12 protein-coding genes and 1 pseudogene are annotated in these 13,956 nt (G+C 53.0%); 8 read left to right on the forward strand and 5 right to left on the reverse strand.

Annotation, left to right across the window (positions count from 1 at the left end; genetic code table 11):
- Positions 1-89 precede the first annotated feature (89 nt).
- Together AC0LWE_RS09950 and AC0LWE_RS09955 are read left to right on the forward strand one after the other, a co-directional pair.
- Entirely contained in the window at positions 90-863 is a 774-nt protein-coding gene (locus AC0LWE_RS09950; protein ID WP_015960273.1) for a GntR family transcriptional regulator, read from the forward strand.
- Positions 860-1,336, forward strand: a complete 477-nt coding sequence (locus AC0LWE_RS09955) for a GNAT family N-acetyltransferase (protein ID WP_131486238.1) — start codon at positions 860-862, stop codon at positions 1,334-1,336. The genes AC0LWE_RS09950 and AC0LWE_RS09955 overlap by 4 nt, the downstream gene beginning before the upstream one ends.
- On the opposite strand, the gene galR is transcribed toward AC0LWE_RS09955, so the two are convergent.
- The gene (galR, locus tag AC0LWE_RS09960; RefSeq protein ID WP_131486237.1) at positions 1,297-2,313 is read right to left on the reverse strand and encodes an HTH-type transcriptional regulator GalR; all 1,017 of its coding nucleotides are present in this window, start codon (positions 2,311-2,313) and stop codon (positions 1,297-1,299) included. The two genes, AC0LWE_RS09955 and galR, sit on opposite strands and share 40 nt — an antisense overlap.
- 622 nt (positions 2,314-2,935) lie before the next feature.
- Here galR and aas point away from each other — a divergent pair.
- Together aas and lplT are read left to right on the forward strand one after the other, a co-directional pair.
- On the forward strand, positions 2,936-5,095 hold the full coding sequence (gene aas, locus AC0LWE_RS09965) for a bifunctional acyl-ACP--phospholipid O-acyltransferase/long-chain-fatty-acid--ACP ligase (RefSeq protein ID WP_059177634.1): 2,160 nt from the start codon (positions 2,936-2,938) through the stop codon (positions 5,093-5,095).
- Positions 5,088-6,281: a lysophospholipid transporter LplT gene (gene lplT, locus AC0LWE_RS09970; RefSeq protein WP_202693880.1), complete on the forward strand. Its 1,194-nt coding sequence runs from the start codon at positions 5,088-5,090 to the stop codon at positions 6,279-6,281. Before aas ends, lplT begins: the two co-directional genes overlap by 8 nt.
- Positions 6,282-6,359: 78 nt before the next feature.
- Here the strand turns inward: lplT and AC0LWE_RS09975 are convergent, their stop codons facing one another.
- From AC0LWE_RS09975 to AC0LWE_RS09990, 4 genes and pseudogenes are all read right to left on the reverse strand, one after another.
- Entirely contained in the window at positions 6,360-7,400 is a 1,041-nt protein-coding gene (locus tag AC0LWE_RS09975) for an NADP(H)-dependent aldo-keto reductase (RefSeq protein WP_059177636.1), read from the reverse strand.
- A 141-nt stretch (positions 7,401-7,541) separates the two neighbouring features.
- Complete coding sequence (gene ygdR / locus AC0LWE_RS09980) at positions 7,542-7,760, reverse strand: lipoprotein YgdR (RefSeq protein ID WP_015960267.1); 219 nt, start codon at positions 7,758-7,760, stop codon at positions 7,542-7,544.
- Between the two features lie 129 nt (positions 7,761-7,889).
- Entirely contained in the window at positions 7,890-8,582 is a 693-nt protein-coding gene (mutH, locus tag AC0LWE_RS09985; protein ID WP_059177637.1) for a DNA mismatch repair endonuclease MutH, read from the reverse strand.
- Between the two features lie 152 nt (positions 8,583-8,734).
- Positions 8,735-8,812 (reverse strand): annotated as a pseudogene (locus tag AC0LWE_RS09990) (hypothetical protein); the annotation flags it as partial.
- 454 nt (positions 8,813-9,266) lie between these two features.
- Here AC0LWE_RS09990 and rppH point away from each other — a divergent pair.
- The 4 genes from rppH (at position 9,267) to thyA (ending at position 13,938) form a co-directional block, all read left to right on the forward strand.
- On the forward strand, positions 9,267-9,797 hold the full coding sequence (gene rppH, locus AC0LWE_RS09995; RefSeq protein ID WP_015960265.1) for an RNA pyrophosphohydrolase: 531 nt from the start codon (positions 9,267-9,269) through the stop codon (positions 9,795-9,797).
- 12 nt (positions 9,798-9,809) lie between these two features.
- Positions 9,810-12,056, forward strand: a complete 2,247-nt coding sequence (ptsP, locus tag AC0LWE_RS10000) for a phosphoenolpyruvate--protein phosphotransferase (RefSeq protein ID WP_059177638.1) — start codon at positions 9,810-9,812, stop codon at positions 12,054-12,056.
- A 208-nt stretch (positions 12,057-12,264) separates the two neighbouring features.
- Entirely contained in the window at positions 12,265-13,137 is an 873-nt protein-coding gene (gene lgt / locus AC0LWE_RS10005) for a prolipoprotein diacylglyceryl transferase (RefSeq protein WP_059177639.1), read from the forward strand.
- A gap of 6 nt (positions 13,138-13,143) precedes the next feature.
- A complete protein-coding gene (gene thyA / locus AC0LWE_RS10010; RefSeq protein ID WP_059177640.1) occupies positions 13,144-13,938 on the forward strand; it encodes a thymidylate synthase in 795 nt (264 codons plus the stop codon).
- Positions 13,939-13,956 lie beyond the last annotated feature (18 nt).

Below are 13,956 nucleotides of genomic sequence, written 5' to 3' on the forward strand. Positions count from 1 at the left end.
GGCGAGGGTTCTGGTAAAATAGCGTCCAGAGTGGCCGGGGAAGGATGCCCGGCCTGAGTAATAATTCATAAGCAAGTGCAGGTGATATTGTGGAGAAGGCCGTTGTTCCGCCGGAAAAAAAGCAGTACCAGGAAATTGGCGAGGATTTGCGTACGCAAATCATTCAGGGTCACTATCCTGTTGGATCGCGTCTGCCACCTGAGCGCAATATTGCCGAAACTTACGGAGTAAGCCGCACCATTGTGCGTGAAGCACTCCTGATGCTGGAACTACAAGGAACGGTGGATATCCGCCAGGGTTCCGGCGTCTACGTGATGCGTATTCCAGAAGAACACGAAAACGAAGAAGAGCGTTTCTTGAGTAGCGACGTCGGCCCGTTTGAGATTCTACAGGCGCGTCAGTTACTTGAGAGCAATATCGCCGCCTTTGCGGCGAAAATGGCAACGCGTGCGGATATCGACAATTTGCGCCGGATTATTGAACAAGAGCAGCGCGCGATTGCCGCCAACGATAATAGCCAGGACAACAATAAAATGTTCCACCTAGTGTTGGCAGGGGCCACGCAAAACCAGATGCTCCTTGCAACCGTTGAAAGCGTCTGGCATCACATGGACAGCAGCCCGCTGTGGCAGCAGTTTAACGTCCATATCGCCAGCCGCGCGTATCGCCTGAAATGGCTGGGCGACAGGCAAACCATTCTGGCGGCGCTGCGTCGTCGCGACGTGATGGGCGCGTGGCAGGCCATGTTCCAGCATCTCGAAAACGTTAAAAAAAGCCTGCTTGAACTGTCCGATGAAGACGCACCGGATTTTGACGGCTATCTCTTCGAATCTGTCCCCCTGTTCCAGGGCAAACTGGTATGACTATTCTGCCGCTCTATGCCGTTGCACATCACGCGGAGCAAGTGACCGACTGGCTCTGGCAGGCTTTTGGCGACGGACTGCCGCGTGAATTTTTTGCCAGCATCATCACCCATAGCCAACAGCCCGACGCGCTACCCATCACGTTTGTGGCGGTTGAGGGCGAACAGCTGTTAGGCACGGTGGGGCTGTGGCGCTGTGATTTAATCACGCGCCAGGATCTTTATCCGTGGCTGGCAGCGCTATATGTCGATGAATCGGCGCGTGGAAAAGGGCTGGCGGGGAAATTACAGGAATACGTGATGGACTACGCGGCTCGCGCCGGCTATTCCGAGCTGCATCTTTGGTCAGCCTGCCGTGACTTTTATGAACGTTACGGCTGGCATGACATTGGCGATGCGCTGGAATATCCGAATAAAACAGTCCATCTCTATCGCTATTCGCTGACGGGATCCGCAGGTGAAACAACGGAGTGACGGCGCACCAGCGTCGGGCTGAATAGGTGCGTAATATCCGGCAGAGGGCGTTTATCGGCCAATGCCAGCGCCAGTTCAGCGGCCTGGGTTGCCATAGTGACGATGGGGTAACGCACGGTGGTTAAACGCGGACGAACGTAGCGCGCAACCAGCACATCATCAAAACCAATCAACGAAATTTCTGCTGGCACATCAATGCCATTATCGTTGAGCACGCCCATGGCGCCTGCGGCCATCGAGTCGTTATAGGAAGCCACAGCGGTAAAATTGCGCCCACGGCCTAAAAGCTCGGTCATCGCATGTTCACCGCCGCTCTCATCCGGTTCGCCATAGGCGACCAGCCGATCGTTACAGGGCAGACCGCTTTCGCGCAAGGCATCGTAGTAACCGCGCAGACGGTCTTCTGCATCTGAAATCTGGTGATTGGAACAGAGATAGCCGATGCGGGTATGGCCTTGCTGAATGAGATGACGGGTGGCGAGCCAGGCACCGTAACGATCGTCAAGCGCAACACAGCGTTGCTCATAGCCAGGAATAATGCGGTTGATGAGCACCATGCCAGGGATTTGCTGCATTAGATGCAGCAGTTCAGCATCGGGCAGGACTTTGGCGTGGACCACCAGGGCCGCACAGCGATGGCGAATCAGCTGTTCAATGGCCTTGCGCTCTTTTTCTTCGTTGTGATAGCCATTACCGATCAGTAAAAAATTGCCCGTCTGGTAAGCCACCTGCTCGACGGCTTTGACCATCGCGCCGAAAAACGGGTCAGATACGTCACCCACCACCAATCCAACCGTTTCAGTCGATTGCTGCGCAAGCGCGCGGGCGTTGGCGTTGGGATGATAATTCAGCGTTTCCATTGCGCTCTGCACTGCCTGGCGGGAAGCGTCGCTGGCTTTCGGTGAATCGTTAATCACGCGCGACACCGTCGCGACGGAAACACCGGACAGACGGGCCACATCCTTTATTGTCGCCATTAAATACCTTCTTTTGGGGGTAAGCGTTTACACACTCATCAGTGTTGCGGAAAAGCGAGGTGCATTCAAGGGCTGTACGTGAAAGGCCGTCGTAAACGTGATGCAGAACAGGGGAAATCCGTGTAATCGTTACACAGCCAGGCGTATCAGAATAATATTAAACGGAACCTTTAGTTACACTTTGCGGCAAGCTGTTGCGATTGTCCGCTGGCGGTCATTACCAGCGAATTGCTACAGTCGAGATCCCAGAGGTATTGATAGGTGGAATCAGCTCCGGTTGATTAACACAATTTTGCACCAACCTGCGTCCATACGCAGGTTTTTTTTGCCTGTAACTTCAATATGTAACAGCAATCGATAATTTTCACACCTGGTTGCACTTAGGCTCATTCGCTTGCGTTTTCCCACTGGCAAAGCCCGGGGCCAACAACCACAATCAAGATCCCAGAGGTATTGATTGGTGAGAATTCTAAGTACGGAATCGTACTCATCTCTTGCACCAGCCTGCGCAGATGCGCAGGTTTTTTTTCGCTCCGAATAAGCTATCGCCCCTCCTGCGCTTCTCGTGTAATCTGCCACAATTTAGCGTAACGCCAATTATTGACAGGCAAAGGGAGTTGAAATGCTATTTGGGTTCTTCCGTACCTTATTTCGTATCCTCTTTCGCATCCGCCTGACGGGTGATACCCAGTCACTGCAAGGCGATCGCGTCCTTATCACCCCAAACCATGTTTCCTTTATCGACGGGATCCTGCTGGCTCTTTTCCTGCCTGGACGCCCGGTGTTTGCGGTGTACAGTTCTATCAGCCAGAAATGGTTCATGCGCTGGCTTGCGCCGCTGGTGGATCTTGTCCCACTCGACCCCACAAAACCGATGATGATTAAGCATCTGGTTCGCCTGATCGAGCAGGGGCGGCCGGTGGTGATTTTCCCGGAAGGCCGTATCTCCGTAACGGGTTCGCTGATGAAAATCTACGACGGGGCCGGTTTTGTTGCGGCCAAGTCGAAAGCGACAGTCGTTCCGTTGCGTATTGAAGGCGCAGAACTGACCTATTTCAGTCGTTTGAAAGGGCTGGTGAAGCAACGGCTGTTCCCGCAGATCACGCTGCATATTCTGCCGCCGACAACGCTGCCCATGCCTGACGCCCCGCGCGCTCGCGACCGCCGAAAAATGGCGGGGGAAATGCTTCATCAAATTATGATGGAAGCCCGCATGGCGGTGCGTCCGCGTGAAACGTTGTATGAAGCGTTACTTTCGGCTCAGGACCGCTATGGTGCGCGAAAAAACTGTGTCGAAGACATTAATTTCAACCCGGATACTTATCGCAAACTGCTCACCAAAACCCTGTTTGTCGGACGTATTCTTGAGAAATACAGCCAAAAGGGCGAGAAAATCGGCCTCATGTTGCCCAACGCCGGTATCAGCGCAGCGGTGATTTTTGGTGCCGTCGCCCGCGGTCGAATTCCGGCAATGATGAACTACACGGCGGGCGTTAAAGGGCTGACCAGCGCCATTACGGCGGCAGAGATCAAAACGGTCTTCACTTCACGGCAGTTCCTCGATAAGGGCAAACTCTGGCATTTGCCGGAACAGCTCAAGCAGGTGCGCTGGGTCTTCCTCGAAGATCTCAAAGCCGACGTCACAACAGCGGACAAAGTGTGGATTTTCGCGCATCTGCTGATGCCGCATCTGGCGCAGGTTAAACAGCAGCCGGAAGATGCGGCGATGATTCTTTTTACCTCAGGATCTGAAGGCCATCCAAAGGGCGTGGTCCACAGCCATAAAAGCATTCTGGCGAACGTGGAGCAGATCAAAACGATCGCTGACTTTACCGCCAAAGATCGGTTTATGTCGGCGCTGCCGCTTTTCCACTCTTTCGGCCTGACGGTCGGGCTTTTTACGCCGTTATTCACCGGAGCGGAAGTGTTCCTTTATCCCAGCCCGCTGCACTATCGGGTTGTGCCGGAACTGGTTTATGACCGTAATTGTACGGTGCTTTTCGGCACGTCGACGTTCCTGGGGCACTACGCGCGCTTTGCGAATCCGTATGATTTCTTCCGCGTGCGCTACGTGGTGGCCGGGGCCGAAAAATTGCAGGACAGCACGCGCGAAATTTGGCAGGACAAGTTTGGTCTGCGCATTCTAGAAGGCTATGGCGTAACGGAATGTGCCCCCGTCGTGTCAATCAACGTGCCGATGGCTGCCAGACCGGGCACGGTGGGGCGTATCTTACCTGGAATGGACGCGCGTTTGCTGGCGGTGCCGGGTATTGACGAGGGCGGTCGCCTGCAGCTCAAAGGGCCAAACGTGATGAACGGCTATCTGCGCGTTGAAAATCCAGGCGTGCTTGAAGCGCCGACGGCGGAAAATGCCGCTGGCGAAGTGGAAACCGGCTGGTATGACACGGGCGATATTGTGCGCTTTGATGAACAGGGATTTGTGCAAATTCAGGGCCGTGCGAAGCGCTTTGCCAAGATCGCTGGAGAAATGGTGTCGCTGGAGATGGTTGAACAGCTCGCAAATGCATTATCTCCCGAGAAAATGCACGCAACGGCGATTAAAAGTGACGCCAGTAAAGGCGAGGCCCTGGTGCTCTTTACGACGGATAGCGAGCTTAAACGTGAACAACTGCTCCATTATGCTCGTGAACATGGCGTGCCAGAACTGGCGGTGCCGCGCGACATTCGTTATCTGAAGCAGTTACCCGTATTGGGCAGCGGTAAACCCGATTTTGTCGCGCTAAAAGGCATGGTTGAAGAGGCAGAGAAGCACGATGCGTGAGTCAGCACACACTAACACTTCGCTCTGGTCGAAGGGCATGATGGCGGTGACATCTGCCCAGTTCCTCTCAGCCTTTGGCGATAATGCCTTGCTCTTTGCCACCCTGGCGCTTCTGAAAGCAGAATTCTATCCTGACTGGAGTCAGCCTATTCTGCAGATGGTGTTTGTGGGCGCTTACATCCTTTTTGCCCCGTTCGTCGGGCAGGTAGCGGACAGCTTCCCAAAAGGGCGGGTGATGATGTTCGCCAACAGCCTAAAATTGTTGGGTGCCGCAAGTATCTGTTTCGGCTTCAACCCCTTTATTGGCTACACGCTGGTGGGTATTGGGGCAGCGGCGTATTCTCCTGCCAAATACGGCATTCTGGGTGAGCTGACAACGGGTGACAAACTGGTCAAAGCTAATGGTCTGATGGAGTCATCCACAATAGCCGCGATTCTCCTCGGCTCTGTTGCCGGTGGGGTGCTGGCGGACTGGCACGTTCTGGCGGCGTTGGGCGTTTGCGCCATGGTGTATGCCGGTGCCGTAGTGGCAAACCTGTTTATCCCGACGCTGCCCGTGGTGCGTCCGGGGCAATCCTGGCGATTCACCCCGATGACGTCCAGTTTCTTTAATGCCTGCCGGGTGTTGTGGCGCGATGGCGAAACGCGTTTCTCCCTGATGGGAACAAGCATGTTTTGGGGCGCTGGGGTGACGCTACGCTTCCTGCTGGTGTTATGGGTTCCGACAGCGTTAGGCATCACTGACAACGCGACGCCAACCTATCTGAACGCCATGGTCGCTGTTGGGATTGTGGTGGGTGCGGGTGCAGCGGCGAAACTGGTGACGCTGGAAACGGTCAGGCGCTGTATGCCCGCCGGGATTTTGATTGGCGTGGGCGTGCTGTTCTTTTCACTGCAACATGCGCTCTTACCGGCTTACGCATTGCTGATCCTGATTGGTATTTTGGGCGGTTTCTTTATCGTGCCGCTCAATGCGTTACTGCAGGAGCGCGGCAAGCATACTGTTGGCGCAGGCAATGCGATTGCCGTGCAGAATTTGGGTGAGAACACCGCGATGCTGCTGATGCTGGGGCTTTACTCGCTGGCTGTCAAAGCGGGGTTACCGGTGGTCAGTATTGGTGTGGGATTTGGGGCACTCTTTGCGCTGGCGATTACTGGGCTGTGGATCTGGCAGCGTCGTCGCTAGCGTGGCGGCCTGATAGTGTTATCTCACCCAGAGAGGGGTAAAATTCAAAACGGCAACAAAGTTGCCGTTTTGCTTTTATTACGGTGCAGGGTAGGTGTAAACCTGATGCACGGCTTCAATCTCCGCTAAAACATCGTCGCTCAGCTCAAGATGGACGCTTTCAATGTTAGTTTTCAGCTGATCCATAGTCGTTGCGCCCAATAACGTACTCGCGACAAACGGTTGGCGGCGCACAAAGGCTAACGCCATTTGTGCTGGATCCAGCCCGTGATGCTTCGCAATATCAACGTAAGCCGCCACCGCCTTCTGCGTTTGCTCGCCGCTGTAACGCGTAAATCGGCTGAACAACGTATTGCGTGCGCCCGCCGGTTTAGCACCATTCAGATATTTACCGGTTAACGTCCCAAAGCCCAGGCAGGAATAAGCTAGCAGCTCAACACCTTCATACTGCGTCACTTCCGCCAGACCGACTTCATAGCTGCGATTCACCAGACTGTAGGGATTCTGAATCGTTACGATGCGCGGCAGATCGTGTTTATCCGCCAGATGCAGATAACGCATTACGCCAAAGGCCGTTTCGTTCGAGACGCCGATGTAGCGAATCTTACCGGCACGCTGGCATTCAGTCAGTGCTTCCAGCGTTTCGAGCAGCGTCACGACAGGTGCGCTGTCGCTCCAGCTGTAGCCCAGTTTACCGAAGCAGTTGGTTGGACGCTGCGGCCAGTGCACCTGATATAAATCGAGGTAGTCTGTTTGCAGGCGCTTTAAGCTCTCATCTAGCGCGGCGCGAATATTCTTGCGATCCAGAACCTGATTCTGGCGAATACCCGCATCATTGTTACGCGACGGACCGCTTACTTTTGAAGCAATAACCAGTTTTTCGCGATTACCGCTCTTCGCCAGCCAGTTGCCAACGTAAGTTTCGGTTAATCCTTGGGTTTCCGGGCGCGGTGGCACGGGGTACATTTCTGCAACATCAATCAGGTTAATACCCTGGCTGACGGCAAAATCGAGTTGCGCATGGGCATCGGCTTCGCTGTTTTGTTCACCGAATGTCATCGTGCCCAACCCCAGTTGGCTGATCTCCAGAGTGCTGTGGGGGATACGGTGATAATGCATAGCCGGCTTCCTTAGTGTGACATGTAGGCTGCGTCGGGATCAGGAACGGACTCCGGACGGAGGAATATAAACATGGCAGAGGGGAGGCAAAAGGGGAAGAAAAAAATCAAAAAGGCCAGCAAGCGGCTGACCTTTATCTGTTTATCGTTCGATAATTTGCGACACATCGTCACGATTAATTTGCATTTTATTACCTTGCTGGTCGTTATAACTCACCAGTCCGGTATCGTCGTCGACTTCGGGTTTGCCGTCTGTCAGTATCATTCGGCCATCTTTCGTGGCCATGACGTAATCGCTGCTACAACCTGAAACAGCAAACGCTAAACCGACCGCCGAGATTATCACTGCCCATTTTTTCATCGTTATCATCCTCATCTGGCTCGTATCAAATCATAGTGTAGTAATAACCTGAATATGCGCTATGGGGAAGCAGTGAAATCTTAAAAAGAAGGTGATTGAGTTTGATTCACTTCAAACTTCACATAAAAACTATGTTTTCAACAGGAAGTGGCGAGCCAGCAGGGCACCCGTGAAGTTCTTTTTTAAATAAAAGCCGCGTGGCAGCGTGAGTATTGGCTCACCACGGGCACCGATGGCTTCGGTGAGCGCTTTGCTGTTAGCCGCTTTCGGACGTAATTGCATAACTTCGCCATGACGCGCCGTTATACGCTCAACGTGCCCAAGAACGATCATATCCATTAACTCTTCCCAATCCTGACAAAGTTGTCGATCTTCCTCTTCATCAGGGCTCCACAGCAGCGGTGCGCCCACCCGGCGCTCAGCCAGCGGGATTGCTCTGTCACCTTCGATCGGTATCCACAGTACCCGCTTCAGTTTATGACGGACGTGGCTTGTTTCCCAGGTGACGCCAGTATTTCCGGTTAAGGGAGCGACGCAGACAAACGTCGTTTCGAGCGGTTTACCCTGGCTATCGACAGGAATGGTTTTCAGCTCGACACCCAGCGCGGCGAAATCTTGTTCAGGCTTGCTGCCTGCGCTAGCTCCCAGCCACAGTTCGAGTAATACGCCGATCCAACCCTTATCGCGTTTCAGATCCTGGGGTATAGGCAGCCCTGCCAGTGCGGCTAATTCTCCGAGGGTATGGCCGGCTACGCGCTGCGCCTGGTGCAATAACTGCTCTTCTGTTGCAGGGTGAGAGCGGAGTGGAACGAGCGGAAGCATTTATATCTGCCTTTGTTTAAAAAATGAACGACAAAAAGAGACCTTGTGGATAGAGTTTAACGATTTCTGAACAGATATGGCAGGATTATGATTTATATGTCTTTTTTTATTTAAAAAAAGAGCGAAACTTAATTCGAAATCAGGGTTGTTCAAAACTGGTCACTGGCAATGAACAGGATCTTACACCCAGTTATCCACAGAAATGTGGGATAACTGGGTATAACCCTCACTACTGTTTCGATTTACAGCCTTGACGTGCGACGAAAATCGGATTTTCACACAAAATGTGACTAACTTATTGGCACAATCTGTGGATAAAACCGACGCTGTTCGATCTTTCATCAGCCTTACGATCTTCACTGTGATAACGGTCACGCTTTGGTAAGTAATGATCATTATTTTGTTTTTAAGTCATTAATAATTATAGTTTTTATTTGTTGGTAAGACATTCTTATTTTCGCGCTGGAAAATGTTGTCCATCGGTAATTCCATACTTCTTCACAAGTATATCCACAGAAAAAGTGAATAAAATCGGCCTCAATACTGCCTGTCTGTTTATAACTTGGGTGAAAATTGTGAGTTATTCAAATGTTATTAGGTTGCAGCCCTGTAAGAGAGTGGTTTACCGCCTCACAGTAGTATGAAACAATCATTCATATATAAGGTTTAGTTTGAGGTAGTCCGGTGATTGATGACGATGGCTACCGCCCGAACGTAGGTATCGTAATTTGTAATCGTCAGGGCCAGGTTATGTGGGCAAGGCGATATGGTCAGCACTCCTGGCAATTCCCGCAAGGCGGGATAAACCCTGGAGAGTCCCCAGAACAAGCGATGTATCGGGAGCTGTTCGAAGAAGTCGGCTTAAGCCGAAAAGATGTTCGCATCCTGGCTTCGACCCGCAACTGGTTGCGTTACAAGTTACCGAAACGTTTGGTGCGTTGGGACACAAAGCCGGTTTGTATCGGCCAGAAACAGAAATGGTTTCTCCTGCAATTGGTAAGCAACGACTCTGAAATCAATATGCAAACCAGCAGTACGCCAGAATTTGATGGCTGGCGCTGGGTGAGCTACTGGTATCCTGTCCGTCAGGTCGTCTCGTTTAAACGCGATGTTTACCGTAGGGTAATGAAAGAGTTTGCAAGTGTTGTGATAGCGTTTCAGGAGGCTCCTCCTAAACCACAAAGCGCACCTGCCTGGCGACGTAAAAGAGGTTAAGCAACGCAAATCATGCTCACCCGCTTGCGAGAAATAGTCGAAAAGGTTGCCAGTGCGCCGCGTCTCAATGAGGCGCTGGATATCCTGGTGACTGACATCTGTCTTGCGATGGAAACCGAAGTTTGTTCGGTGTATCTGGCCGACCATGATCGACGCTGTTATTACCTGATGGCGACCCGCGGCCTTAAAAAACCGCGTGGTCGCACCGTTGCCCTTGCCTTTGACGAAGGTATCGTCGGCCTCGTCGGTCGGCTGGCGGAGCCTATCAACCTGGCGGATGCGCAAAAACACCCCAGTTTTAAATATATTCCTTCCGTTAAAGAAGAACGCTTTCGAGCCTTTCTTGGGGTGCCGATCATTCAGCGCCGCCAGCTGCTCGGTATTTTGGTTGTTCAGCAGCGCGAGTTGCGCCAGTTCGACGAAAGCGAAGAGTCATTCCTCGTCACGTTAGCCACCCAAATGGCGGCGATCCTCTCTCAATCACAGCTGGCAGCACTGTTTGGTCAATATCGCCAGACGCGGATCCGCGCGCTGCCTGCTTCACCTGGCGTTGCCATTGCCGAAGGCTGGATGGATGCCACGTTACCGCTGATGGAACAGGTGTATGAAGCCTCAACGCTTGATGCTGTCCTTGAGCGAGAGCGTCTGACGGGGGCGCTGGAGGAGGCTTCAAACGAATTCCGACGTTACAGCAAGCGTTTTGCGGCAGGTGCGCAAAAAGAGACGGCGGCCATTTTTGACCTCTATTCACACCTGCTTTCCGATGCGCGTTTGCGACGTGAACTTTTTGCTGAGGTCGACAAAGGTTCCGTGGCTGAATGGGCGGTGAAGAAAGTTATCGAAAAGTTTGCCGAACAGTTTGCGGCATTGACCGATGATTATCTTAAAGAACGGGCAGGCGATCTCCGCAGCCTCGGGCAGCGTCTGTTATTTCATCTTGATGACACTAATCAGGGTGAAAACGCCTGGCCGAAACGTTTTGTGCTGGTGGCGGATGAGCTTTCTGCGACGACGCTTGCTGAATTGCCGCAGGACAGACTGGCGGGCATCGTGGTGCGCGATGGTGCAGCAAACTCCCATGCCGCGATTATGGTGCGGGCGTTGGGGATCCCCACGGTTATGGGGGCGGATATTCAGCCTGCCGTGCTGCAACGGCGCACGCTTGTCGTTGATGGTTATCGCGGCGAATTACTGGTCGATCCTGAGCCCGTTTTGCTGCAGGAATACCAGCGGCTGATCAGCGAAGAAAATGAGTTAAGTAAGCTTGCGGAAGATCATGTCAATCTGCCTGCGCAACTGAAAAGCGGCGAGCGGGTCAAAGTGATGCTCAATGCAGGCCTGAGTCCCGCGCATGAAGAAAAGCTCGGGAGTCGCATCGATGGTATTGGCCTGTACCGCACGGAAATCCCCTTCATGTTGCAAAGCGGATTTCCGTCCGAAGAAGAGCAGGTGGCGCAGTATCAGGGCATGCTGCAGATGTTTAACGACAAGCCGGTAACGCTGCGAACGCTGGATGTTGGCGCCGATAAACAACTGCCCTATATGCCCATCAGCGAAGAAAATCCCTGCCTCGGGTGGCGCGGGATCCGTATCACGCTCGATCAGCCAGAAATCTTCCTGGTTCAGGTTCGCGCAATGCTGCGTGCGAATGCTGCCACGGGCAATCTCAGTATCCTCTTGCCGATGGTCACCAGCCTGGATGAAATTGACGAAGCGCGTCGTTTAATCGAACGTGCAGGCCGCGAAGTGGAGGAGATGATCGGCTATGCGATCCCGAAACCGCGTATCGGAGTGATGCTTGAAGTGCCTTCAATGGTCTTTATGATGCCGCAGCTGGCAAATCGCGTCGATTTTATCTCTGTCGGTACCAACGATCTCACCCAGTACATGCTCGCGGTGGATCGCAACAATACGCGCGTTGCCAGCATTTACGATAGCCTGCATCCGGCGATGCTCCGTGCGCTGGCGATGATCGCGCGAGAAGCTGAACAGTACGATATCGATCTGCGGTTATGTGGCGAAATGGCGGGAGATTCGATGTGTGTCGCCATACTGATTGGCCTTGGGTTCCGCCATTTATCGATGAATGGCCGCTCGGTGGCTCGCGTTAAATACCTGTTGCGCCATATTGATTTTGACGAAGCTCAGGATCTTGCAAAGCGAAGCCTTGAGGCGCAGTTCGCAACAGAAGTGCGTCACCAGGTTGCCGCTTTTATGGAGCGTCGTGGCATGGGTGGCTTGATCCGCGGTGGTCGGTAACGACCAACATCTTTACCCCCGTTCGGCGATCGCTTCGGGGTAAACAAATAAATTCTCACGATACTCTATACACATCTTTTACATCTCAACCGCATCCTCCCTGCCAGCCTTATGCTATGATTCGCCACTTTGGAGCGTCGGTTAACGCCGTTCGCGATTCTCTGCCGCTGTCCCTTTTCAGCGGAATAACAAGAACTTGTGGTGACAGATGAACAGTGGTTATCTGCATTTTCCGGAATTTGATCCGGTCATATTCTCTATCGGGCCCGTTGCGCTGCACTGGTATGGTCTGATGTATCTGGTTGGTTTCATCTTTGCCATGTGGCTTGCCGGTCGTCGTGCCGGTCGTCCTGGCAGTGGATGGACAAAAAGTGAAGTTGAAAATCTGCTGTATGCAGGTTTCCTGGGCGTGTTCCTGGGCGGGCGTATCGGCTACGTGTTGTTCTACAACTTCCCGACATTCCTGAGCGATCCTCTGTACCTGTTCCGCGTCTGGGACGGCGGCATGTCCTTCCACGGTGGCCTGATTGGTGTCATCCTGGTAATGGTAATTTTTGCCAAACGGACCAAGCGCAACTTCTTCCAGGTCGCGGACTTCATGGCACCACTCATTCCATTTGGTTTGGGGGCGGGTCGTCTGGGCAACTTTATCAATGGTGAGCTGTGGGGCCGCGTCGATCCAAGCGTGCCGTATACCATGCTCTTCCCGGCCTCGCGTGCTGAAGACATCGCGCTTTTACCTTCGCACCCGGAATGGCAATCCATTTTCGATACCTACGGTGTGCTGCCGCGTCACATGTCTCAGCTCTATGAGCTGGCGCTTGAAGGCGTCGTGCTGTTTATCATTTTGAATCTCTTTATCCGCAAGCCGCGCCCGATGGGGTCTGTCTCCGGTCTGTTCCTGATTGGTTATGGCGCGTTCCGTATTATCGTGGAGTTCTTCCGCCAGCCAGACGCCCAGTTCACCGGCGAATGGGTTCAGTACATCAGCATGGGGCAGATTCTCTCCATCCCGATGATTGTCGCGGGTATCATCATGATGATTTGGGCGTACCGTCGTCCACAGCAACAGCTCTCCTGAGGAACCATGAAACAGTATCTTGAATTGATGAAAAAAGTGCTTGATGAGGGCACGCCGAAAAACGACCGCACCGGAACAGGTACGCTCTCTATTTTTGGCCACCAGATGCGCTTCAATCTGCAAGAAGGCTTCCCTCTGGTGACAACGAAGCGCTGCCATTTGCGTTCGATCATTCATGAGCTGCTCTGGTTCCTGCAAGGCGATACTAACGTTGCTTATCTGCGTGAAAACAACGTGTCTATCTGGGACGAATGGGCGGATGAAAACGGCAACCTGGGGCCGGTTTATGGTCACCAGTGGCGTGCATGGCCTACGCCTGATGGCCGCCATATTGATCAGATCACCACCGTGCTCAATCAGCTAAAAAACGATCCAGACTCGCGACGCATTATTGTGTCCGCCTGGAACGTCGGTGAACTGGACAAAATGGCCTTAGCGCCTTGTCACGCTTTCTTCCAGTTCTACGTTGCCGATGGCAAGCTCTCTTGTCAGCTTTACCAACGCTCCTGCGATGTGTTCCTTGGCCTGCCATTCAACATTGCCAGCTACGCGTTGCTGGTACATATGATGGCGCAGCAATGTGACCTTGAAGTGGGTGATTTTGTCTGGACTGGTGGCGATACCCATCTCTACAGCAATCACATGGAACAGACGCACCTTCAGTTGACTCGTGAACCGCGGGCTTTGCCTAAGCTGATTATCAAGCGTAAGCCGGCGTCTATCTTCGACTATCGCTTCGAAGATTTTGAAATTGAAGGCTACGATCCGCACCCAGGCATTAAAGCGCCAGTGGCCATCTAATAAGCGACATCCTCACAC

It is taken from the genome of Lelliottia sp. RD5 (genome assembly GCF_056032945.1).